General features: G+C 35.4%; 19 protein-coding genes. 15 read left to right on the forward strand and 4 right to left on the reverse strand.

From position 1 onward, the window contains the following. Positions 1 to 101: 101 nt before the first annotated feature. The 3 genes from ileS to BMY39_RS03090 all read left to right on the forward strand — a co-directional run bounded on the left by ileS (position 102) and on the right by BMY39_RS03090 (position 4,692). The gene (gene ileS, locus BMY39_RS03080; RefSeq protein ID WP_092575189.1) at positions 102 to 3,539 is read left to right on the forward strand and encodes an isoleucine--tRNA ligase; all 3,438 of its coding nucleotides are present in this window, start codon (positions 102 to 104) and stop codon (positions 3,537 to 3,539) included. Between the two features lie 4 nt (positions 3,540 to 3,543). Then, positions 3,544 to 3,924: a TraR/DksA family transcriptional regulator gene (locus tag BMY39_RS03085; protein ID WP_092575191.1), complete on the forward strand. Its 381-nt coding sequence runs from the start codon at positions 3,544 to 3,546 to the stop codon at positions 3,922 to 3,924. Positions 3,925 to 4,068: 144 nt separating this feature from the next. After that, on the forward strand, positions 4,069 to 4,692 hold the full coding sequence (locus tag BMY39_RS03090) for a lipoprotein signal peptidase (protein ID WP_092575193.1): 624 nt from the start codon (positions 4,069 to 4,071) through the stop codon (positions 4,690 to 4,692). On the opposite strand, the gene BMY39_RS03095 is transcribed toward BMY39_RS03090, so the two are convergent. Genes BMY39_RS03095 through BMY39_RS03110 form a run of 4 tightly spaced genes read right to left on the reverse strand, consistent with a single transcriptional unit; the run spans position 4,689 to position 7,526 of the window. After that, the gene (locus BMY39_RS03095) at positions 4,689 to 5,252 is read right to left on the reverse strand and encodes a 5-formyltetrahydrofolate cyclo-ligase (protein WP_092575195.1); all 564 of its coding nucleotides are present in this window, start codon (positions 5,250 to 5,252) and stop codon (positions 4,689 to 4,691) included. The genes BMY39_RS03090 and BMY39_RS03095 overlap by 4 nt on opposite strands. Positions 5,253 to 5,255: 3 nt before the next feature. Beyond that, positions 5,256 to 6,227 (reverse strand): succinylglutamate desuccinylase/aspartoacylase family protein, encoded by a 972-nt coding sequence (locus BMY39_RS03100; RefSeq protein ID WP_092575197.1) that lies wholly within the window; start codon positions 6,225 to 6,227, stop codon positions 5,256 to 5,258. A 14-nt stretch (positions 6,228 to 6,241) separates the two neighbouring features. Then, positions 6,242 to 7,117 (reverse strand): 30S ribosomal protein S6--L-glutamate ligase, encoded by an 876-nt coding sequence (gene rimK / locus BMY39_RS03105; protein ID WP_092575199.1) that lies wholly within the window; start codon positions 7,115 to 7,117, stop codon positions 6,242 to 6,244. Further along, positions 7,095 to 7,526, reverse strand: coding sequence for an ATP-dependent zinc protease family protein (locus BMY39_RS03110; RefSeq protein ID WP_092575201.1), 432 nt, complete (start codon positions 7,524 to 7,526; stop codon positions 7,095 to 7,097). The genes rimK and BMY39_RS03110 overlap by 23 nt, the downstream gene beginning before the upstream one ends. A gap of 315 nt (positions 7,527 to 7,841) precedes the next feature. Between BMY39_RS03110 and uvrC the strand changes: the two genes are divergently transcribed. From uvrC to BMY39_RS03170, 12 genes are all read left to right on the forward strand, one after another. Continuing rightward, entirely contained in the window at positions 7,842 to 9,635 is a 1,794-nt protein-coding gene (gene uvrC, locus BMY39_RS03115) for an excinuclease ABC subunit UvrC (RefSeq protein WP_092575204.1), read from the forward strand. Between the two features lie 93 nt (positions 9,636 to 9,728). Beyond that, positions 9,729 to 11,969 (forward strand): patatin-like phospholipase family protein, encoded by a 2,241-nt coding sequence (locus BMY39_RS03120; RefSeq protein ID WP_092575207.1) that lies wholly within the window; start codon positions 9,729 to 9,731, stop codon positions 11,967 to 11,969. A 261-nt stretch (positions 11,970 to 12,230) separates the two neighbouring features. Next, positions 12,231 to 13,385, forward strand: coding sequence for a homogentisate 1,2-dioxygenase (locus BMY39_RS03125; protein ID WP_092575210.1), 1,155 nt, complete (start codon positions 12,231 to 12,233; stop codon positions 13,383 to 13,385). A gap of 146 nt (positions 13,386 to 13,531) precedes the next feature. After that, positions 13,532 to 14,689: a 4-hydroxyphenylpyruvate dioxygenase gene (gene hppD / locus BMY39_RS03130; RefSeq protein WP_092575213.1), complete on the forward strand. Its 1,158-nt coding sequence runs from the start codon at positions 13,532 to 13,534 to the stop codon at positions 14,687 to 14,689. Between the two features lie 186 nt (positions 14,690 to 14,875). After that, entirely contained in the window at positions 14,876 to 15,658 is a 783-nt protein-coding gene (locus BMY39_RS03135; RefSeq protein WP_092575215.1) for a DUF3108 domain-containing protein, read from the forward strand. Beyond that, positions 15,658 to 16,587, forward strand: coding sequence for a tryptophan 2,3-dioxygenase family protein (locus tag BMY39_RS03140; RefSeq protein ID WP_092575217.1), 930 nt, complete (start codon positions 15,658 to 15,660; stop codon positions 16,585 to 16,587). Before BMY39_RS03135 ends, BMY39_RS03140 begins: the two co-directional genes overlap by 1 nt. Then, complete coding sequence (locus BMY39_RS03145) at positions 16,545 to 17,861, forward strand: M23 family metallopeptidase (RefSeq protein ID WP_092575222.1); 1,317 nt, start codon at positions 16,545 to 16,547, stop codon at positions 17,859 to 17,861. Before BMY39_RS03140 ends, BMY39_RS03145 begins: the two co-directional genes overlap by 43 nt. Before the next feature lies 1 nt (position 17,862). Beyond that, positions 17,863 to 19,482, forward strand: a complete 1,620-nt coding sequence (gene pgi / locus BMY39_RS03150) for a glucose-6-phosphate isomerase (RefSeq protein WP_092575225.1) — start codon at positions 17,863 to 17,865, stop codon at positions 19,480 to 19,482. 163 nt (positions 19,483 to 19,645) lie between these two features. Further along, positions 19,646 to 22,213: a TonB-dependent receptor gene (locus BMY39_RS03155; protein WP_092575228.1), complete on the forward strand. Its 2,568-nt coding sequence runs from the start codon at positions 19,646 to 19,648 to the stop codon at positions 22,211 to 22,213. An 11-nt stretch (positions 22,214 to 22,224) separates the two neighbouring features. After that, complete coding sequence (locus BMY39_RS03160) at positions 22,225 to 23,868, forward strand: choice-of-anchor J domain-containing protein (RefSeq protein ID WP_092575234.1); 1,644 nt, start codon at positions 22,225 to 22,227, stop codon at positions 23,866 to 23,868. Between the two features lie 23 nt (positions 23,869 to 23,891). Further along, a complete protein-coding gene (locus tag BMY39_RS03165) occupies positions 23,892 to 24,656 on the forward strand; it encodes an endonuclease I family protein (protein WP_092577600.1) in 765 nt (254 codons plus the stop codon). 99 nt (positions 24,657 to 24,755) lie between these two features. After that, complete coding sequence (locus BMY39_RS03170) at positions 24,756 to 25,196, forward strand: hypothetical protein (protein WP_092575240.1); 441 nt, start codon at positions 24,756 to 24,758, stop codon at positions 25,194 to 25,196. The last annotated feature ends 3 nt before the right edge of the window (positions 25,197 to 25,199 follow it).

A 25,199-nucleotide genomic window follows, 5' to 3' on the forward strand; every position in this document is an offset into this window, starting at 1 on the left:
AAAAATCTTAGCTCAAACCAAAAGTTGGCTCTTTTACAATAAAAAAGGTGCTATTTTCCTAAAATTCATTAAATTCGCGAACTTATAAGAAATGAGTTTCAATGAGCACTAAATTTGCTGAATATAAAGGACTTGACCTACCAAAAGTTGCAGAAGAAATTCTTAACTATTGGAAAGAAAACAATGTTTTTGAAAAAAGTGTAACTACAAGAGAAGGTAATGAACCTTATGTGTTTTATGAAGGGCCGCCATCTGCAAATGGACTTCCTGGGGTACACCACGTTTTAGCAAGAGCTATAAAAGATATTTTTCCGCGTTACAAAACGATGAAGGGTTACCAGGTAAAGCGAAAAGCAGGTTGGGATACTCATGGCTTACCTATAGAATTAGGTGTAGAAAAAGAATTAGGCATTACGAAGGAAGATATCGGTAAAACCATTTCGGTTGAAGATTACAATGCCGCGTGTAGAAAAGCGGTAATGAAATACACTGATGTTTGGAACGACCTTACTGAAAAAATGGGCTATTGGGTAGATATGGAGGATCCGTACATTACCTATGAGCCAAAATATATGGAGTCGGTTTGGTGGTTGTTAAAGCAGATTTACGATAAAAAGTTATTGTACAAAGGCTATACCATTCAACCCTATTCGCCAAAAGCGGGAACTGGATTGAGTTCTCACGAATTGAACCAACCTGGAACGTATCAAGATGTTACCGATACTACTGTGGTTGCTCAATTTAAAGCAAAACCAAAATCACTACCTGAGTTTTTAAAAGATGAAGGTGATATCCATTTCTTAGCATGGACCACAACACCTTGGACACTGCCTAGTAATACGGCATTAACTGTTGGTCCTAAAATAGAGTATGTTTTAGTTGAAACCTATAACCAATACACGTTTAAACCCATTAATGTTGTTTTAGCCAAAAAGTTGGTGAACTATCAGTTTTCTGGAAAATTCACTAAAGTTGAAGGCAAGTCAGAATTATTAAACTATAAATCTGGAGATAAGAAAATACCGTTTTATGTAGTAAAAGAGTTTATTGGTAAAGATTTAGTAGGTATTACTTATGAGCAGCTCTTACCTTATGCATTACCAAACGATAACCCAGAGAATGCTTTTAGAGTTATTTCAGGGGATTTTGTAACTACTGAAGATGGTACTGGTATTGTGCATACAGCGCCTACGTTTGGTGCGGATGATGCTTTGGTTGCAAAACAAGCTACACCAGAAGTGCCACCAATGTTGGTAAAAGATGACAATGGCACCTTAGTGCCACTTGTTGATTTACAAGGGAAATTCAGACCAGAAATGGCAGAATTTGCAGGTAAATATGTAAAGAACGAATATTATAATGAAGGTGAAGCTCCTGAACGTTCTTTAGACGTTGAGTTGGCCATCAAACTAAAAGAAGAAAACAAAGCCTTTAAGGTTGAGAAATACAAACACAGCTATCCTAATTGCTGGCGTACCGATAAGCCCATTTTATACTACCCGTTAGATTCTTGGTTTATAAAAGTAACCGATGTAAAAGATCGTATGCACAAACTTAACAATACCATTAATTGGAAGCCTAAAAGTACGGGAGAAGGGCGTTTTGGTAACTGGTTGGCAAATGCAAACGACTGGAATTTATCACGTTCGCGCTATTGGGGTATTCCGTTACCTATTTGGAGAACCGAGGATGGTAAGGAAGAATTATGCATAGGCTCTGTTGAAGAACTAAAGACGGAAATGGCAAAAGCTATTGAAGCAGGTGTTTTAGATAAAGATATTTTTGAGGATTTTGAAGTGGGTAACAATTCAGAAGAAAACTATGCGAAAATAGATTTACATAAAAATATTGTAGATGCTATTACGCTAGTATCACCATCAGGTCAACCTATGAAACGCGAAAGTGATTTGATAGACGTTTGGTTCGATTCTGGTTCTATGCCTTATGCCCAGTGGCATTACCCTTTTGAGAATAAAGATAAAATTGACAGTTGTCATTCAGAGCGCAGCGAAGAATCTAAAAAAGCAAGTGCTTTTCCTGCTGATTTCATAGCAGAAGGTGTAGACCAAACCCGTGGTTGGTTCTATACATTACATGCCATAGCTACTATGGTTTTTGATTCAATTGCCTATAAAAATGTAGTATCCAATGGATTGGTATTGGATAAGAATGGACAAAAAATGTCTAAACGCCTCGGAAATGCCATTGACCCATTTGAGACCTTAAGTACCTATGGTGCTGACGCTACGCGTTGGTATATGATTTCAAATGCAAATCCATGGGATAATTTAAAGTTCGATTTAGATGGTGTTGCCGAAGTAAAGCGTAAATTCTTTGGAACACTTTACAATACGTATTCTTTCTTCAGTTTATATACAAATCTAGATAAGTTTAGTTATACTGAAGCGGATATTACTTTAGAAGAACGCCCAGAATTAGATCGATGGATACTTTCAGAATTACACACCTTAATTAAAAAAGTAGATGCGTATTACGCCGATTATGAGCCTACAAAAGCAGCAAGAGTAATTTCAGATTTTACCCAAGATTATTTAAGTAATTGGTATGTACGCTTAAGTAGAAGGCGTTTCTGGAAAGGAGACTACCAAACCGATAAAATTTCGGCATACCAAACCCTATACACGTGCATGGTAACCATAGCAAAGTTAGGTGCGCCAATTGCACCATTCTTTATGGATAGGTTGTATTTAGATTTAAATGCAGTAACCCAAAAAGAACGGTTTGAAAGTGTACACTTAGCAGATTTCCCAATATACGAATCTACGTATGTAGATAAAAGCTTGGAGCGCAAAATGGAAGCGGCACAAACAATATCCTCATTGGTGCTGTCGTTAAGAGCTAAGGAGAAGATAAAGGTGCGTCAACCACTCCAAAAAATCATGATTCCTATTAGCAGTGCACAGCAAAAAGAAGAGATTTTAGCAGTTTCTAACTTGATAAAGCATGAAGTAAATGTGAAGGAAATTGAACTGCTTGAAGATGCTTCTGATATTTTGGTGAAACAAATAAAACCAAACTTTAAAGCACTAGGCCCGCGTTTTGGAAAGGATATGAAAACCATTGCTGGAAAAGTAATGAACTTTACTGCCGAAGATATTAACAAAATAGAGCAAAATGGCAGTTTTGATATTGAGATAAACAGAAAAAGCATTACTTTAGGACTTGATGATGTAGAAATTACATCACAAGATATTGAAGGTTGGTTGGTTGCAAATGAAGGCTCCTTAACCGTAGCGCTAGATGTTACTATTTCTGATGAATTGCGGCAAGAAGGTATTGCAAGAGAACTAGTAAATCGTATTCAGAATTTAAGAAAAGATTCTGGTTTTGAAGTAACTGATAGAATAGACGTAAAATTACAAAGGGATGAACAACTTAAACAAGCTGTTGCCTCTAACATAGAATATATAAAAACAGAAACATTAACAGAAGAATTAGAAATAATTGATACAATAAACAATGGTATAGAGATTGCGTTTGATGATGTAAATACCAAATTAAGTATCACAAAACATTAAAATTATGGCTTCAAATACAGTAAGATACTCGGATAGTGAATTGGCAGAATTTAAAAAGTTGATTCAAGAAAAAATTGAAAAAGCACAACACGATTTAGAATTGATAAAAAGTGCTTATATGAACGACCATAATAACGGTACAGACGATACATCGCCAACATTTAAGGCGTTCGATGAGGGCAGTGCTGTTATGAGCAAAGAGTCTAATTCGCAGTTAGCCATCCGTCAGGAAAAATTTATCCGCGATTTAAAAAATGCGTTGATTAGAATTGAAAATAAAACCTACGGCGTTTGTCGTGTAACAGGGAAGCTGATCAATAAAAAGCGTTTGGAGTTGGTACCACATGCTACATTAAGTATTGAAGCTAAAAACATGCAGAAATAAAATATTCCTTTGTAATCATTGAGCTTTGTCGAAATGAAAAAAGGGATCTCATAATCTAAAACGTCAATTTCTACTTGTTAGAGAATGACGTTTCTTTTTTACCAATACTGTTATTCCTGCATAGGCAGGAATCCAAAAAAACGAATGTCTTTAAAAAAATCCATTATTTTAATTATAATTATTTTACTTATCGATCAAGTAAGTAAAATATATATAAAAACTAATTTTATGCTTCATGATAGCGTTGAGGTATTCAGTTGGTTTAAGATATATTTTATAGAAAATGAAGGAATGGCCTGGGGCACACGTATTAGTGATTTTGTGTCTTTTATATCAGATAGAACTGCTAAAACTTTCCTTACACTTTTTAGAATAGTTGCCATTTTTGGCATAGGGTATTGGCTGTACAGTGCCACAAGAAAAAAGAGTTCAAGGATTTTAACCATTGCCATAGCACTTATTTTTGCTGGTGCTTTAGGTAATATTATCGATTCGGTTTTCTACGGTGTTTTCTTTAACGATAGTTACAACCAAGTAGCAACTTTTCTCCCAAAGGATGGAGGTTACGATTCTTTTTTACACGGAAAAGTAGTAGATATGCTATACTTCCCATTGTATAAAGGTTATCTTCCTGAATGGATTCCAAAATATGGTGGACAATTCTTTACGTTTTTTGAACCTGTTTTTAACATCGCTGATATGGCAATAAGCACAGGATTTGTAATGCTTATTGTGTTTAATAAACGGGCGTTCTCAAAAAAAGATTAGAAATTATATAAGGTTTTTGGCGTTACACAATAATCCAACCCGATATCCCCCTGAAAAACATCACCAATCTCATCTTCAGCTTCAAAGAACGACAATCCAATTTTAAGGGTTTCAGGTCTGCACTGGCTTAAAAACTTATCATAAAAACCTTTGCCATAACCTACGCGATTTCCGCTTTTGTCAAAAGCTAAAAGCGGAATAAATACCACATCAATTTTATTATTTGAAATTTCTATGCCATCAACAGGTTCTGGAATATTGTAATTGTTTTTTTTGATAACTGTGTTATCGGTTAACAAATAATTTGTCAGCTCTCCAGTTTCAAAATCACTTTTAGGAATGATGATGTTTTTGTCCTTTCCCGAAAGGATATTTAATATATAATCAGTATTTATTTCCTTTAGTGCTTCTATTGATAAAAAAATATGGTAATAGGAGTATTCCCAAACTGGGAGCTTCAACAATTGATTCGCAATAGCAATACTGAAATCGTCTATCTGGTTTTCCGTAAGCTCAAAACGAAGTGTTTTATATTTTTTGCGAAGTTCTTTTTTGGTCATAATCTACGGTTTAACTTTTGTAGAAATATGAAATAAAGCATCTCCTTGGTACACAATAGGCAATTCATTTACATTAATCACGTAACCTGAGTTTTGCGCTCTCACAAAGTAGTTGAATTTTCCATAAGGGTCGGTAATATTGCCGATAATATCCTCTCTTTCAATTTTAGTGCCCACCGCAATAGAGGCTTTAAACATTCCAGAATATTTAGCACGTTGCCACTTACTATCTTCAATAAAAACGCATTGCTTTTTTGGTTTGGAAGCCTTGAACACAGTTTTTAACATACCCAAATGTTTTAGCACACGTTTAGAGCCATTTACACCATAATTAGTAACCACATCATCTATATGAAAGGATTTTCCCCCTTCAAATAACAACATGTCTTTGCCTAGTTTTGTGCATGTAGTTCTAAAAGATTTGGTTAAATTTTTAGAGTATAGCACAAAGGGTGCACCAAATACTTCAGCGAGTACGTTAAGATTCTTTTGCGATTTAGCGTAACGCAGTTGAGGTGCATTAAACCTGCCAGAGCCACCCGTGTGAAAATCGATAATTAAATCGGCATGTGGTACAACTTCTTTTACCAATTTATTGGCAACACGACTCGCCAACGAACCGCCGGTACTTCCAGGGAACACCCGGTTTAAATCCCTTCCATCAGGGAATTCACGTTTTAAATTAATAAAGCCAAAAATATTAATCACAGGCATGCAAATAATAGTTCCAATTTTTGGTTTGTTAATGCCTTTAGCAATTAACTGTCTCACAATCTCTACACCATTAACTTCATCACCATGAATACCAGCCGTAAACAGAACAGTTGGGCCTTCTTTTTTGGAGCGACTTATAATTACAGGAACATTAACTGGAGATGCTGTATGAAGGTTTGCTACATCGAAATTTACTTCTTTAGTTTCTCCAGGGTTTACTTTAGTTCCTAATATGTTTAAGGGGTTCTGTTCTGCAGTCATTTACAATTAGTTAATTAATGCCTATTACGTTCAATATAGGTTATGATACTTCTCGCAATATTTTTACCCGTAGCACCTTCAATACCTTCTAATCCTGGAGTGGAATTCACTTCTAAAAGCAAAGGACCTCGATTAGATTGAAGCATATCTACGCCGCAAACAGGCAGTTTTAAAGCTAGAGAGGCTTTCATAGCTACTTTTATTTCGGCTTCACTAAGTTTTACAATTTCAGCAGAACCACCACGATGCAAATTTGAGCGAAACTCGCCTTCTTTTCCTTGACGTTTCATAGCACCAACTACATGTCCGTCTACCACTAAAGCTCTTAAATCAGCGCCCTTAGCCTCACCAATATACTCTTGCACTAGAGCGCGAGCCTGCAACCCATTAAACGCTTCAAGTACCGATTCTGCCGCATTTCTGGTTTCTGCCAAAACAACGCCTAAACCTTGGGTGCCCTCTAAAAGTTTTATAATTACGGGCGCGCCGCCAACATGCGATAGTACCTTTTCTATATCTCTGGAATAATTAGTAAAAACAGTTTTGGGCATACCTATACCTGCTTTAGATAAACGCTGAAAACTTCGTAGTTTATCACGAGAACGAATAATAGCATCAGAAGTAACAGAGGTAAACACATTCATCATTTCAAACTGTCTTACCACAGCACAACCAAAAAACGTAACAGAGGCGCCAATTCTTGGTATAATGGCATCCACATAATCTAAATAGCGGTCGTTATAGAAAATAGAAGGCTTCTCCTTCTCAATAATAATATCACATTTCAAGGGGTCAATTACTTCAATGTGATGTCCACGAAGTTCCCCCTCTTCTACAAGGCGGTTGGTGGAATACAAATTAGCATTTCTAGAGAGAATTACAATATTCATGGTGCTTTTGGCTTGAGGAAACGTGTTCTAGATCAACATCAACTAAAAATTTCTTGCTTAAAAATTGGCGCCCAATTAAAACAGGAAACTTCATATCGTCTCTAGTGCTTAAAGTTAAGTTAATTTTATAGGACTTACCAAAAACGGTAACTTCAGATTTAATTTTAAACCTGTTTTCTTTAAAACCGTTACTGCTTTTTACATCCGTTAATGAAAATTCGCTGAAAACAATTGGGGTTTTTGCATTTTCATAATCAAAATAGCAATAAAGTAAATCGCCTATAAGTTCTACCTTGGCACAATGTATCGCAGAGGTGTATGCACCTGTATCTATTTTCGATGGCACATTGTACAAATTTAGTTTTGGAAAGTCAACCTTGTCAACCCTTCCTATTATTTTTTTAGTCATTAAATATATTATAAATTAAAGTTTTGGGCGTTACCCCTTCCCTTCGAGATCCTCAGGGCAAGTGGTCGGGCTTTCTGTTGCAAGTCCTCGCCCTCCTTCGTCGGGCTGTGGGCTTTCCACTACAATCCCTAACGCACCTATCAGCCAAGGTTAGTAGCAAGTTCAAAACAAGATGCTATTTACTATGGCACTTTTACAAGCGGCGCAATGTAGAAAATTTCTAAATTCAAACAGCTGATTTTTCAATAAATAAATCACATCACTTTGCAAACTATTGTGATTTAAAAAAAACATAAAATAGTTACCTTTACAGTAATGGATACCCCCAATTTAGAGATACAATTAAAAACCCTGCCAAATCAACCCGGAGTTTATCAATACTACGATAAGGATGATACATTGATTTATGTTGGGAAAGCCAAAAACCTAAAAAAACGGGTGAGTTCTTATTTTACCAAAAACCACGAGTATGGTAAAACGCGCGTGTTGGTAAAAAAAATTGTAAAGATTAAGCATATTGTTGTCGAAACAGAGACTGATGCACTGCTCCTTGAAAACAATCTTATAAAAAAGTATCAGCCAAGATATAATGTGATGTTGAAGGACGACAAATCTTATCCGTGGATTTGTATAAAAAAAGAGCGTTTTCCGAGAGTGTTTCCTACTCGTCGTGTGTTCAAAGATGGTAGTGAATATTTTGGGCCTTATACGAGTATGAAAACCGTAAGAACACTTTTAGATTTAATTAAAGGGCTGTATAGCTTACGTACCTGCAATTATAATTTAAGTGAAGAAAAAGTAGCAGCAGGAAAATACAAACTGTGTTTAGAATACCATTTGGGAAATTGCAAAGGCCCGTGCGAAGGCTTGGAAACTGAAGAGGAATACCACGCTAATATAAAAACCATAAAAGAAATTATTAAAGGGAACTTTAAGGATTCCTTGTCTCAATTTCGAGACCAAATGAAGCGTTGTGCTGAAAACATGCAGTTCGAGGAGGCACAAAAAATAAAGGAAAAGATTGAGGTTTTAGAAAATTATCAGGCAAAATCTACCATTGTTAATCCTAAAATTAGCAATGTAGATGTGTTTTCTATTACGAGTGATGAAAGTTATGGCTATGTTAACTTTTTACAATTGTCGTACGGTTCTATCATTCGTTCACATACCTTAGAGATTAAAAAGAAATTGGATGAAACGGATAAAGAGTTATTAGAGTTGGCCATTACAGAAATAAGACAGCGTTTTAGTTCCAATTCAAAAGAAATTTATGTACCGTTTAAGGTAGATTTGGGAGAAGCTATAAAAGTTACCGTACCAAAATTGGGTGATAAAAAGCATATCGTAGATTTGTCATTAAGGAACGCCAAGTATTATAGAATGGAGCGTTTTAAGCAGATGAAAATTGTAGATCCTGATAGGCATGCCAACCGAATTATGGCACAAATGAAATCAGATTTACGTTTAAATAAGGAACCACGGCATATTGAGTGTTTCGATAATTCGAACATTCAAGGAACAAATCCTGTGGCAGCTTGCGTTGTGTTTAAAAATGGAAAACCAAGTAAGAAGGATTATCGTCATTTTAATATAAAAACCGTTGAAGGACCAGACGATTTCGCATCTATGGAGGAAGTGGTTTACAGGCGTTATAAACGCTTGTTAGATGAAGAACAGCCATTACCACAACTCATTATTATTGATGGTGGAAAGGGGCAATTATCATCAGCATTAAAGAGTTTAGACGCCTTAGGTTTGAGAGGGAAAATTGCCATCATCGGAATTGCAAAACGTTTAGAAGAATTATTTTATCCAAACGACCCAATTCCATTATATTTAGATAAGAAAAGCGAGACACTTAAAATTATTCAGCAATTACGAAACGAAGCGCATCGTTTTGGTATAGAACATCATAGAAATAGGCGCAGTAAAAATGCCTTAAATACAGAATTGGAAACGATACCAGGCGTTGGAGAAAAAACAGTTGTAGAATTGTTAAAGCACTTTAAATCGGCAAAACGGGTGGCGAATGCAAAGTTAGATGAGTTAGAAGCTATAGTTGGGGTATCGCGGGCTGAAAAGGTTTATAATTATTATCATGGGAAATAAATTCTCTCAGTCATTTCGACAACAGTAGACATTGTCTTTGCTGCTGCACTTTTAAAACTAGTAGTTGTAGCATCATAATTAAAAAAACAAAACTTGAATAGTAAACCCATCATATTAATCCTAGTCCTTCTAGTTACGTTTTTCGCAAAAGCGCAAAACACGATAGAAAATACCCAAAAACCAAAAGTAGGTTTAGTACTTAGTGGTGGAGGCGCAAAAGGACTGGCGCATATTGGGGTTTTAAAGGTTTTAGATAGTTTAGGGGTTAAGGTAGATTATGTAGCCGGGACCAGTATGGGCGCCATAGTCGGGTCTTTATATGCTAGTGGCTATTCAGGAAAGGAACTAGATTCTATTTTTAATAGCATAGATTTTGACAAGATTATAAATGATGATTTACCAAGAGCATCCAAGGCCTTTAACGAACGTAATAACGCTGAACGTTATGCCATTACCTTACCCTTCGACAATTTCAAGGTAAAATTACCATCGGCATTATCACGAGGACAAAACACCTATAATTTGCTATCAAAATTAATGCTACACGTTAGTGATATTAATAATTTTGAGGAGTTGCCCATTCCATTTTTCTGTATCGCCACGAACATCGAAACGGGAAAACAAATACAATTAGATAAGGGCAACTTAACGCATGCCGTCATTGCAAGCGGAGCGTTACCCTCCTTGTTTCAACCAGTAAGGATAGATAATGAGATATTAATCGATGGCGGTGTAGTAAATAATTATCCTATTGACGAACTACGCGCAAAAGGTATGGACATCATTATTGGGGTAGATGTTCAGGACGGATTATTAAACATTGAAGAGTTAGTATCTGCGCCCGATGTGTTGATTCAGATTAATAACTTCAGAACGATTAATGATATGAAGTTAAAAGCACCAAAAACCGATGTTTATATCAAACCAGATATCAAAGATTTCAACGTAGTGTCTTTTGATGAGGGTAATACCATAATTGCCAATGGAGAAAAAGCAGCACTGGCCCAATTAGCGTCTTTAAATATGTTATCTAAAATAAAAGATTCAGAAAGTGACAAAAAAACAATCAAAGCTGTTAGAGATAGCATTACTATTAAAAGTATCGATTTTAGAGGAAATAATAAATACACAAGATCTTATATACTTGGAAAACTAAAACTAAAAGGCGGTGAAAAAGTACCCTACTCTAAGTTTTTAAAGGGTTTAAATAGTTTAATTGCAACCAATAATTTTGATTCGTTTTATTACGATTTAGAACCAACAGATGAAGATGGTACTTACGATTTAACTGCTGAGGTTAAAGAAAATGAAACCACAACATTTTTAAAATTAGGTGTGCATTATGATGATTTATACAAAAGTGGTGCATTAGTAAATCTTACAAAAAAAGGATTGTTTTTCGGTAATGATATTGCTTCTTTAGACATGGTTTTTGGAGACAATGTGCGTTATAATTTTGAGTATTTGATAGATAAAGGCTTTTATTGGAGCATTGGTTTACGCTCCAGATATAATGCATTTAAAAAGGACGTAAATGCTGAATTGTTATTAGACGATACTGAAATTTCAAGTACAGGGTTGAATAAAATTAATGCATCATTACACGACCAAACCAACCAATTTTACTTGCAAACCTTATTTAGGAAAGATTTTGCATTAAGCCTAGGTGTAGAGCACAAACGCTTGGAAGTTACTTCTGAAACCATAACCAGGACCAATCAGGATGAGTTTGTGTTTGAAAGCACCGATTATGGAAGCGTATTTGGTATAATGAGATTAGATACTTACGACAATAAATACTTTCCAAAAAAGGGTGTTTTTTTTAACAGCGATTTTCACACCTATTTGTTTGCATCGCATTTTAACGAGGATTTCGAAAGCTTTTCAATAGCTAGGGCTACTGCTGGATATGCGTTTAGCGTATCGCCTAAACTATCCTTCAATATTCAAACAGGTGGCGGTTTTAAGTTGGGAGACAAATCTACCACTACTTTAGACTTTGCTCTTGGAGGCTATGGAAACAATCTTATCAACAACTTCATACCGTTTTATGGTTATGATTTTATTTCGCTAACGGGCAATAGTTACGTTAAAGCCTATTTTGGTATGGACTACGAAATTTTTAACAAACACCACATCACACTTGAAGGTAATTGGGCAAATATTGACGATGATATTTTTGATACTGGAGAGTGGTTTACGCTTCCAGATTACAGAGGTTATGCTTTAGGTTATGCAGTAGACAGTTTTATTGGTCCAATCCAAATAAAGTACAGCTATTCCCCTGAACAAAAAGATAGTGTTTGGTATTTTAATGTAGGTTTTTGGTTTTAACGAATCCTTAAAAAATTGGTTTGTATTTTTTTGCGATATTTGTATAGTTATGCAACTATTATTTAAAGATTTACTACAATTTCTTCATTATCTTATCAAGAGAAATCCTGAATAAGTAAGTATTCTTGTAATTTCTGTATGGTAACCGAGCTAGTAGAAATGAAAGCGGGAATCCATAAATTCACTATCTTTAGTATATTTCATTATTGCGTTATTGTCACCCTAAGCAGAGTCGAAGGGTAAACCTTAAAACTTTAAAAAATGCCATTTTATCATAAATTAGGAAACATACCTCCTAAACGACACACACAATTTAGAAAACCAGATGGTTCGTTATATTACGAGCAATTATTTGGCACTATTGGGTTTGACGGTATGTCCACAAATAGCTATCACGAACAGCGTCCAACACAAGTAAAAGCAATAAAAAACCAATATAGTGTGGCGCCTAAAATTGCCAAGTCCAATAATATAAAATCGTATCGCTTTAAAGGCTTTCAAGTGCAACCAGAAACCGATTATTTAGAAAGCCGAAAAACAGTACTCATCAATAGCGATTGTGCTATTATTTTGGCAGCACCCAAACAATCTACAAACGATTATTTCTATAAAAACACAGATGCAGATGAATTGATTTTTATCCATAAGGGTACTGGAAAGTTAAGAACCATGTTAGGCAATCTCGATTTTAAATATGGAGATTATCTGTTGGTTCCTCGAGGTATTATCTACAAAATAGACTTTGATACAGAAGATAATCGCCTGTTTATTGTAGAATCTCGCAGACCAATCTATACGCCAAAGCGGTACCGTAATTGGTTTGGGCAATTATTAGAGCATTCTCCATTTTGTGAACGCGATATTCGTAGGCCAAAGGAACTGGAAACCTATAACGAATCGGGTGAGTTTCTCATTAAAGTAAAAAAACAAGACGATATTATAGAAATGGTCTATGCATCCCATCCTTTTGATGTTGTAGGATACGATGGTTATAATTACCCATATGCCTTCTCAATTCATGATTTTGAACCCATTACCGGCCGCATTCATCAACCACCGCCGGTACATCAAACCTTCGAAACTGATGCTTTTGTGGTGTGTAGTTTTGTGCCAAGGCTATACGATTACCATCCGCAATCTATTCCAGCACCATACAATCATAGTAATATTGATAGCGATGAGGTGCTCTATTATGTAGATGGTGATTTTATGAGTAGGAACGATGTAAAGGCAGGTCATATCTCATTGCATCCGGCAGGTATTCCACATGGGCCACATCCTGGAGCTACCGAGCGTAGTATCGGTAAAACAGAAACAGAAGAGCTTGCCGTTATGGTTGATACGTTTAAGCCTTTAATGGTGACAGAAGAAGCAATGAAAATCGCGGACGATAGTTACCATACTTCGTGGTTGTAAAGCCTCCCCTAACCCCTCTGAAGGAGGGGACTGAACACTCAGAAAGAGTTTATGCTTAAGAGATTAGTTAAAAAATTATATAATAAATACTCAAATTCCCACTTTGAGTTTCCCGCCGAAGGCGGGATTAATAGGAGCCTTTTGTTATGAAAGACATAAAATCAGTGAACTACGGTTTAGAAAAAATATTTGAAGGAGCGCAGGACTTCCTGCCACTTCTAGGAACAGACTATGTGGAATTTTACGTAGGCAACGCAAAACAAGCAGCACATTTTTACAAAACAGCTTTTGGTTTTCAATCCTATGCCTACAAAGGTTTAGAAACAGGCGCAAAAGATGCGGTGAGTTATGTGTTAAAACAAGATAAAATTAAATTGGTACTTACAACACCGCTTAATAGTAGATCGCCCATAAATGACCATATCGTAAAACATGGCGATGGTGTAAAAGTTATTGCACTATGGGTGGAAGATGCCCGAAAAGCCTTTGAAGAGACTACCAGCAGAGGCGCAAAAGCATATATGGCACCTGTTGTTGAAACAGACGAACATGGCGAAGTGGTACGTTCTGGAATTTATACGTACGGCGAAACAGTGCATGTATTTGTAGAGCGTAAAAACTACAAGGGTAAGTTTTTACCAGGATTTGAAGCTTGGGAAAGTGATTATAATCCAACGTCTGTTGGGTTGAAATATATTGACCACATGGTGGGTAATGTAGGTTGGGGGCAAATGAACAAGTGGGTAAAATGGTATGAAGATGTGATGGGTTTTGAAAATTTCCTGTCTTTTGATGATAAACAAATCCACACGGAATACTCTGCATTAATGAGTAAGGTGATGAGTAATGGCAACGGACGTATAAAATTCCCAATCAATGAACCAGCAGAAGGCAAAAAGAAATCACAAATAGAGGAATATCTCGATTTTTACGAAGGTGCTGGTGTGCAGCATATTGCTGTAGCTACTGATGATATTATTTCTACAGTATCGCAATTAAGAAGTAGAGGTGTGGAGTTTTTATCTATTCCGCCAGACGAGTATTATAGGGCTGTTCCAGGGCGACTAGAAGAGCATAGTCACGAACTTAGAGAAGATATTGAAACTTTAAAAAGTTTAGGTATTATGATTGATGCGGATGAAGAAGGGTATTTACTTCAAATATTCACTAAACCTGTTGAAGACAGGCCTACGTTGTTCTTTGAAATCATTCAGCGTATGGGCGCAAAGGGTTTTGGAGCAGGTAATTTTAAAGCACTTTTTGAGTCTATTGAGAGAGAGCAAGCTAAACGAGGTACGTTATAATAAAATAAAACGGCATGATGGCTAAGTCAAATTCATCGTGCCGTTAGCGGTTTCTAACATAACTATAACACTTGTAAACTGTGGGTTTTGGATAAAATTTCTATTTTTGGAATAGTAATTGTAATTTCTTTCGTAAAAACAATAAATTGTTGAGCGTATAGTTACAGTTATATTACCCAAATAAAGATGAAAAAATTACTACTTATAATATTTGCGTTGAGTGTTGTGCAGGGTTTATTTGCGCAACAGGAGTCATCTTTTGGAGATGGCGAATGGTTTAAATTTAAAATGAGTTATAGCGGCTTTTTAAAGGCTGGAAACGCAACGCTTACTGTTAAAGATTCTAAATTAGACGATAAAGACGTGTACCATGTTGTTGGCAAGGGCTGGACAACAGGCATGATTAAATGGTTTTTTAAGGTAAAGGATAGGTATGAAAGTTACTTCGACAAAAACACCATAATACCATATAAATTTGTCCGTAATATTGATGAGGGAGGGCATACCAAGGATATTGAAATTGAGTTTGATCATAAGAACCAAAAAGCCCATGTGAATAACAAAAAGCATAAAACCAAAAAAGTAATTGATACCAAACCGAATATTCAGGATATGGTATCAACTTACTATTATTTGCGTAATAGTATTGACATAAATTCCCTAAAAATTGGTGATGAGTTTAAAGTAGATATGTTTTTTGATGAGGAGAATTATGGCTTTAAATTACAGTACTTAGGCGTAGAAACTATTGATACAGATTTTGGAGATGTGGTGGCTTTAAAATTTAGACCATATGTAATGGCTGGTCGTGTTTTTAAGGAGGAAGAAAGTTTAACGCTATGGGTCTCAAAAGACAAAAATAAAGTACCTTTGCGCATTAAAGCAGATTTGGCTGTCGGGTCGCTTAGAGCAGACCTAGAAGCCTTTAAGGGACTGAAGCACCCATTTCAAATAGTTGTTAATAATTAATGAAATTAGACTCAGACATAACCAACCAACTTAAAGTAAAGTACGAGTCTATCGACCAAGATTTAGAAGTTCATTTAGAAGGCTTGCTACACAGCAAACCCATTAGCTATTGGGATTACATTCAAACCGATGTATTGCTGAATCTTCAAAAACCCAGAACAGATTTTCCTGATGAAATGGTATTTATCATGTACCATCAAATAAGCGAACTACTTTTTAAAATGATACTTTCGGAAATTGAGCAGGTGGCAAAAAATGAAATAGACGATTTAGATACCGAAATTTTTACCGAAAAGATAATGCGTATCAGTCGTTATTTTGATGTGCTTACCTCCTCGTTCAGTATTATGAAAGATGGTATGGATATTGAGCAATACAACCAGTTTAGGACTACGTTAACACCTGCAAGCGGGTTTCAAAGTGCACAATACAGAAAAGTAGAATTTGCTTCAACTGAATTGATAAACTTGATAGACAAACGGTTTAGAGATAGTATAGATAGAAATTCATCTTATGAGAATGCATTCGAGCATTTATACTGGCAGGCGGCAGGTAAGGATTTTGAAACAGGAAAAAAAACATACACATTATCTGCTTTTGAAGAACGTTACAAAGACGAATTTATAGCGTTTACCAAGTTTTATTATACGAACAATTTATGGAGTAAGTATAAAGAATTACCAAAAGTCTCTCAAGAGAATAAGAGCCTTATAAAAGCCATGAGACATTACGATTATACAGTAAATGTAAAATGGGTTATGGCACATTATAATACAGCAAATCATTATTTAAACATTGGAGGTAAAACCGCTGAAGCTACAGGAGGTAGCGAATGGGTAAAATACATGCATCCAAAGTATCAAAAACGAATATTTTTTCCAGATTTATGGACAGAAAAAGAAATAGAAGATTGGGGGACAAATATTTAATACTTTTCTTTTTAGGCATATTAATTTTGGGGTGTAAAGACGACCCTAAACCTGAAATACAGGAAGAGGAAGTAGCCAAAGTAGAAGAGCCTGAACCAGTTATGGAGTTTGGGTTTAATCTTGATAATTATATTGTAAAGCGTGATACCATTAGAAACGGAGACACTTTTGGGGTTATTTTAGAACGTAATAATGTAGGGTATCCTGAGATTTTTAATATTGCCGAAAAAGCCAAAGACACATTCGATATTAGTAGAAGTTTACAAGTAGGCAAACCTTATACTCTTTTGTGCGCTAAAGATTCGCTAGAAACCGCAACATGCTTTATTTATCAACCTAATTTAGAAGATTATGTAGTGATTAATTTTCAAGATTCTATACAGGCTTATAGAAGCAGAAAACCCATTAAATATGTTGAAAAAGTAGCTACAGGAGTTATAGAAGACAATATTTCCCTCACTTTGGAAGAACAAGGTTTAAGTCCGCGTTTGGCTTATATAATGGCGGATGATATTTATGCATGGACTATAGATTTTAGAAGGCTTCAAAAAGGAGACCGCTTTAAAGTTATTTACACCGATAAATATATAAACGATACCATTTATACGGGCGTTCATAAAGTAAAGGCTGCTTATTTTGAACACAATAACGAGCCTTTTTACGCTTTTGAATTTATGACCGATACCGCTAAGGGCATTGTAGATTATTTCAATGATGAAGCGAAAAATTTAAGACGCGCATTTTTAAAAGCACCGGTAAAATTTAGCCGAATTTCGTCTCGCTACAATTTAAAAAGGCGCATTGCCGTTTACGGGTATCGTGTAAGAGCACATAGAGGTACTGATTTTGCAGCATCTATTGGTACGCCAATTATGGCAACTGCTAATGGTACGGTTACAAAATCTGAACGACGAGGTGGGAACGGAAATTACGTTAAAATTAGGCATAATGCTACTTACGAAACACAATATTTGCATATGAGTAAACGACTTGTAAAAGTTGGTCAATTTGTAAAACAAGGTGATGTTATTGGAGAAGTTGGTATGACGGGTAATACTGGTGGCCCTCATGTATGCTATCGCTTTTGGAAGAACGGCAAACAGGTAGACCCTTTTAAGCAAAAACTACCAGAGGCTAAACCTATTTCAGATTCGCTTAAAGTGCAATTCTTGGAGTTTATTCAGCCCATTAAATATAAGTTAGATAATATTAATTTTAAACCTCAAATTACAGAAGAAGACATTGAACCTGTAATTTACCAATCAAATTCATAATATGGCATTACCTAGTGTAAACCCAACGAAAACAGCCTCCTGGAAACGATTAGAACATCATTTTACTGAAGCTCAATATTTAAAGATGAAAGATTTGTTCGCTCAAGATGCTGAAAGAGCTAATAAATTCACTATTAAATGGGACGATTTTTATGTTGATTTCTCTAAGAATAGAATCACAGAAGAGACTTTTAAATATCTTTTAGAATTAGCAGATGATGTTAAATTAAAAGAAGCTATTGAAAGTCAGTTTTCAGGAGAAAAAATAAATAAAACAGAAGGAAGAGCAGTTTTGCATACAGCATTAAGAGCCCCAGAATCGGCCGTTGTAATGGTTGATGGTGAAAATGTTATTCCTGAAATATACAAGGTAAAGCATAAAATTGAAGGTTTTACAAACGAAGTGGTAAATGGTGACAGAAAAGGCTATACCGGAAAACCATTCACCGACGTTGTAAATATTGGTATTGGCGGTTCCGATTTAGGTCCTGCTATGGTGGTTGATGCACTGCAGTTTTATAAAAACCAGTTAACCACCCATTTTGTGAGTAATGTGGATGGCGATCATGTAAATGAGGTGATTAAGAAATTAAATCCAGAAACAACTTTATTTGTTGTTGTTTCAAAAACATTTACTACTCAAGAAACAATTTCAAACGCTAATACCATAAAATCATGGTTTCTAAAATCCGCAAATGAAGAAGATATTGCAAAACATTTTGTGGCAGTATCTACGAATTTAGATGCAGTTTCCAAATTTGGTATCGATACAAGCAATATTTTCCCGATGTGGGATTGGGTTGGAGGTCGTTTTTCATTGTGGAGTGCAGTAGGCTTATCCATTAGTTTAGCAGTTGGGTATAACAATTATGCTAGTTTATTGGAAGGCGCCCATAAAATGGACGTTCATTTTAAGAATGAAGATTTTAAAAAAAATATACCTGTAGTTTTAGGCTTAATTAGTATTTGGTACAATAACTTTTTTGATGCTGAAAGTGAAGCGGTAATTGCCTATTCTCAATATCTAAATCAGTTTGCAACGTATTTGCAACAAGGTATAATGGAAAGTAACGGAAAGAGTGTGGATAGAAACGGCAGTCCTATTGATTACCAAACAGGAACCTTAATTTGGGGAGAACCAGGAACCAATTCCCAGCATGCGTTTTTTCAATTAATTCATCAGGGCACTAAATTAATTCCGGCAGATTTTATAGGTTTTGTAGAATCGTTGCATGGTAACCAAGACCACCAAGACAAATTAACTTCGAACTTTTTAGCCCAAACGGAGGCCTTATTAAATGGAAAAACAAAAGAGCAAGTAGTAGCAGAGGGTACTTCAGAAGCTATTGTTCCATTCAAAATATTTGAAGGTAATAAGCCTACGAATACTATTTTCATTAAAAAATTAACGCCAGAAAGCTTAGGAAAGCTTATTGCTATGTACGAGCATAAAATATTTGTACAAGGTGTTATCTGGAATATTTTTAGTTATGACCAGTTTGGTGTTGAGTTAGGGAAACAATTGGCCAGTAAAATTTTAAAGGAATTTAGTGGTGAAGCCGAAAATGAACATGATAATTCTACTTTTAACTTATTGAATTATTATAGGCAAAACTCTTAAAACAGTAAAAATTTCTCATCAAAAGCACCGATATTGTGAATATCGGTGCTTTTTTGTTAATAACAAATGTTAAAATCCTTAACATTTGGTTAATATTAATCTTATAATAATCAGTATTTTTGCCTCGACTAATTTCAAATTATTAAATAATTTTTCAAAAATTATGAAAAAAACTACTAATTTATTGATTATGGTAACAATTTTGCTTTTTAGCGCTGTTGCCATGGCTCAAAGTACTATAACTGGTACTATTGTAGAGGCTGGTACGAACTTACCGCTTCCAGGCGCCAACGTTATTGAAAAAGGTACTTCAAATGGCGTAACTACAGATTTTGATGGAAACTTTTCTATTACTACTCGGGAAAATTCTGGAGAAATTGTGATAACCTATATTGGTTATAATTCAAAAACAATCGCATTTTCTGGAAATATGGCTTTAGGTAATGTTGAAATGGCATCAAGTCAAGTAGGTCTTGAGGAAATTCAAATTATTGCTTCTGTAGCTGTAGACAGAAAAACACCCGTTGCCGTATCTACTGTTAGAAAAGAAAGTATTCAACTGAAGCTTGGTAATCAAGAATTTCCAGAAATTTTAAAATCAACACCGGGTGTTTTTGTAACAAGAAATGGTGGTGGTTTTGGAGATGGAGAAGTTACAATGCGCGGTTTTAATTCTGAAAATGTAGCAGTACTTATAAACGGTATTCCCGTTAATGATATGGAAAACGGGCGTGTTTTTTGGAGTAACTGGGCTGGTCTGGGTAGTGTTACATCATCTATTCAATCGCAAAGAGGTTTAGGAGCAGCTAAAATTGCAGTGCCTTCCATTGGTGGTACGATAAACACCATTACTGAATCTACCGATTCTGAAAAAGGCGGTTTTGTTGGCTTCGATGTTGGTAACGATGGTTATACACGATATGGAGCTAAAGTATCTACAGGACTTCAAGAAAATGGACTTGCAGTAACAGCTTATGCAGATAGAACAGTTGGAGATGCTACTTATGCGGATGGAACAAATTTTCAGGCAGTCTCTTACTTTTTAAATGTCTCTTATAAGTTAAATGATGCTCATAAATTGGCATTCAATGTTTTTGGAGCAAAACAACGCCACGGCCAACGTCAAAATAGGTCGTTAATAAATGATTATAGACAAAGTGATAGAGGGATTCGCTATAATCCAGATTGGGGTTATAAAAATGGACAGATAACAAATATTGAAGATAATTTTTATCACAAACCATTAATGTCTATAAACCACTATTGGAGGATAAATGATATTACTACGTTATCTACATCATTATACGGATCGACTGGTACAGGTGGCGGCGGTGGAACTGCCGGCGACGAACAAGGAAAATTCACCAATGCCGATTATAAATTTGGAAATTTTGGACCAGTAAATCTAGATAGAATAGTTGATGAAAATATTGCTAGGGGAGCACAAGGTGCTTCTGCAATTTTAAGAGCAAGTAGAAACGATCATGTTTGGCTAGGTGCACTTAGTGTGCTGAACACAGAAATAAATGATTATTTGGATTTAAATATTGGTGCAGATTACCGTTACTATGTTGGGGAACATTTTCAAGAGGTCACAGATTTATTAGGAGGTCAATATTTTTTGAGTGATGACGATATAAACAACCCTAACAGAGCCACTTTAGTTGGAGATAAAATTAACTACCATGATAAGGGTTATCATCAATGGATTGGGGGTTTTGCGCAAGCCGAATATGATAAAGATGATTTTACTGCTTTTGCCGCAATTAACTTCAACAATAGTAGATATCAAAGAGAAGACTTTTTTCAAAAGTTGGATAGCGATCCTGCACAATTAACGGATGCAAAGAACTTTTTTGCAGTAGGTGGTAAGTTTGGTGCAAGTTACCGTTTTGATAGTATGCACAACGTATTTTTCAATGCAGGTTATTTTGAGAGAGTTCCTTTCTTAGATGATGTTTGGTTAAATTTTACTAACGACGATTTCAATGAAGGTGTGAAAAATCAAAAAATTACAAGTTTTGAGATAGGTTATGGTTTACGTTCTGAAAAGCTAGCGGCTAATGTAAATGTTTATAACACGATTTGGAAAAATAGAACTTTAACTGCTGATCAGGGTACTGGTGAAAATCTTATAACTGCAAATATAAATGGTTTAGAAGCATTACACCAAGGTGTAGAAGTAGATTTTGAATATCGTCCTTTCGATTTTATAACTGTAACAGGTATGGTGTCTTTCGGGGATTGGACTTGGAATAATAATGTTACAGATGTACCGTTTTTTGATATTGATAGAAATCCTGTTCTTAATGCTGATGGTTCTGCTAGGACTACAGATATATTCTTAAAAGGGGTTCCTGTAGGTCGTTCAGCTCAAACTACATCAGCTTTAGGTTTAAGTGTAAGACTGTCTCAAAAGACATCCTTCACATGGGATTATAATTTTTATGATAGATACTATGCCGATTTCAACTTACAGTCTAGAAATACTGCAGCTACTTTGGAGACGAAACCGTGGAAAGTTCCAAGTTATTTCCTGTCCGATATTATTTTAAAGCATGATTTTGAGTTTGGGCCTTTTAATGCTACAATTATCGGAAGAATTAACAACTTGTTAGATGAAGAGTTTATAAATAGAGCTGATGATGGTGTAGACAATGATGCTGCAACAGCTTTGGTGTTTTTTGGGCAGGGAAGAACATTTAGTATAAGTACAAAAATTAATTTCTAAATAAAAAAGAAATGAGAAAAATTATAAATATAGTTATGGTGCTAGGGTTAATACTAGTATCATGTGAAAGGTCTCTAGAAGACACATACGAGGACTTAGGTCTAGATAATACAATAGTAGGGGATACAGAAATCACTTTATCTGATGACGACTACGAGGCAATAGGTGTTGCCAATAATTTCTTCGAATCTATTGATGATGCCCGAGAATTAGTGCCAGATTATTTAACAAGTTTGTATCCGGCATGGGGGAAAGGTTCATCAGTATTGGTAAACTATGAATTGGAGTTCGGTACAGATTTACCAGAGGTTGAAGGATACACAAGTGCTACTATTTATCAACTGGACCTTGATGACTATGCAACAACAGGAGACGAAGGTGCTGCTTTTTGGCCAAACGTAGACCCTGATGATTTTGTTCCAGCTATTTTAGATAGTGAGATTGATTCTCCAATGGATGGGGATTTTGTTTTGGCAAGATATGAGCAATTTTTTGAAGAACCTGTTGTTGGTTTAGCTAATGTTTACCAAGCTTCATTCCCAACTAACTATGATGATTTTGAAAACATTGATGTTCTTGGAGCTCAAGGCTGGACTGTAGGTTCTGCAAATGTACAAGGTTCAGGGTTTCAAAGTGGAGCATTTGCCAATGAGGATTGGTTGATTTCTCCTGAAATTGATTTAACAGGTCAAACAGGTTTGAGGTTTCAGATTAATCAAGAAATTGATTTATTTGGTAGTCCTGTAGACCTATTTGATATTATAATATCAACAAATTACACAACTGGTACAGACCCTATGGCTGCAACTTGGACTGCATTAGATTTTGATAAGACCGCATACGGTAACTTAACTCTATCTCCAGATCTAGATTTTTCTGCTTATGATGGTCAAACTATTCATGTAGCATTTAAATATACATCTACAGATGATGTGTCTCCAAGATGGAGAATAGAGTCCTTCTCTATTAAAACAGTTGGTGTTGAAGGAGATACTAATAGAAAGGGCGCCTACTATGCGTATAATGGTTCACGTTGGGAATTAGACACTAATTCATATTATCTAAGTGGTTCAGATTATGATAGTATGGGTGAAAGTAGAGATAGACCAGGAAGATTTGATAATTTCAGTAGCTCGGTTCGACCAGAAGATTATCTTCCAAGATTTTTAGACAATACACCGCCATACAATTTCGCACAGGAAGAGGATCAAATCTTCTTAATATATAGGTTTTTTAACGGTAGTACAGTATTAAGAGGCAATTCTTATACTTTTACTAATGGTGTATGGACACCGCACCAAACAAAACTGCAATTCGGTCATGATGGAAAGAAATGGGTTCCAGATAATACAATAAAGTATGTTATGGGGTCTTCCGATTATACTAATATTGTAGAAGCACTTTCTACCAAATATCCAGATGCAACAAGTAGCATGAAAAATTTTGGAAACATGGATAGAAGAGCTGGGAATAGTGCAGAATGGACTAATGATATGGTACTGGAAGCTATTGCAGTTGTTTTAGATATTATAAACCCTACTGCAGCTGCAGGTCAGAAATACATAGTTACAATTGATGTTTTCAACGGATCTAGAACTACAGAAGATTTTGCAGTAATCAAAGATGAAACTACTGGCGAGTGGATTTACCAATAATAATGAATACTAATTATAATTATATGAAAAAATTAATTTTAATATTTGTCTCTCTTTGTTTTGTTGCATGTGTTAACAACGACCGCGTAGCACCAGAAGTGGGTTTAGGATTAAATGTACCCGAAGATTTAGAATTGTATTATGCTACACTTAAATTGACGCAAGATAACGAAGAAAACTATGATGCTTTAAGAAAGCTTACAGTTGATAACCATACTAACATTTTATCTTACGGTAGAAGGCATGATTATCTATATAACGCAGATGAAGATCTTTCTAATCCAGATAACGTAACTTTAATGTATACAGGTGAAAGCAGGTATTGGGAAGAATATACATCTAGTAGTAATGACTACAATCCGCAAACGTTTAATACAGAACATGTATATCCGCAGTCTTTATTGCGACTTTCTGATGCTGTAACAGACTTACATCATTTAAGATCTGTTGATGCTGATGTAAATAGCGACAGAAGCAACCTTCCTTTTGTTGATGGTAGTGGGGCCAACCAAAGAATTGGAGATGGTTGGTATCCAGGGGATGAGTGGAAAGGCGATGTAGCTAGAATGATATTGTATTTAAATGTTAGATATCGAGAAAAAATTGAAAAAGTAGGAACTGCAGAATTATTCTTAAAATGGAATGTAGAAGACCCTGTTTCAGCTTTTGAAATGCAACGTAACGAAGTTATTTTTTCTGCTCAAGGTAACCGCAATCCATTTATAGATAATCCTTATTTGGCAACATTAATTTGGGGAGGCGACGCTGCTGAAAACAAATGGGAATAGGCTAAATGCTATGATAAATTTAAACCGCTTCTTTTCATGAGGCGGTTTTTTTATAAACTAAAATCACTATTTTTGAAATCAGAATAAAATAAAACGATCATGTACGAAACAATTCAAGTATTACATTCCTATTGGGCATATCTTGTTCTTTTAATATTAGTTCTAGCAACTGGAAATGCTATTGTAAAATCTATTGGAGGAAAAGAATACAGTGCAAAGGATTTCAGAATTTCATTATTTACTTTAATTGTGTCGCACATTCAATTATTAATAGGTTTGATTTTATATTTCGTTTCACCAAGATTAGCGCTTTTTGGAGAATTGGGCATGGGTGGTGTAATGGGTGATTCTATAAACAGGTTGTACTTGGTAGAGCACCCTCTAATAAATATTATCGCGGTAGCTTTAATTACAATAGGATACTCTAAGCATAAAAAGAAATTAACTTCAGCACCAAAACTTAAAACAATAGCAATTTTTTATTCTATTGCGTTGATCTTATTCTTATCAAGAATTCCTTGGGATGCTTGGTTAGGCTAGAAA

This window comes from Hyunsoonleella jejuensis (genome assembly GCF_900111025.1).
Lineage (GTDB): Bacteria > Bacteroidota > Bacteroidia > Flavobacteriales > Flavobacteriaceae > Jejuia > Jejuia jejuensis.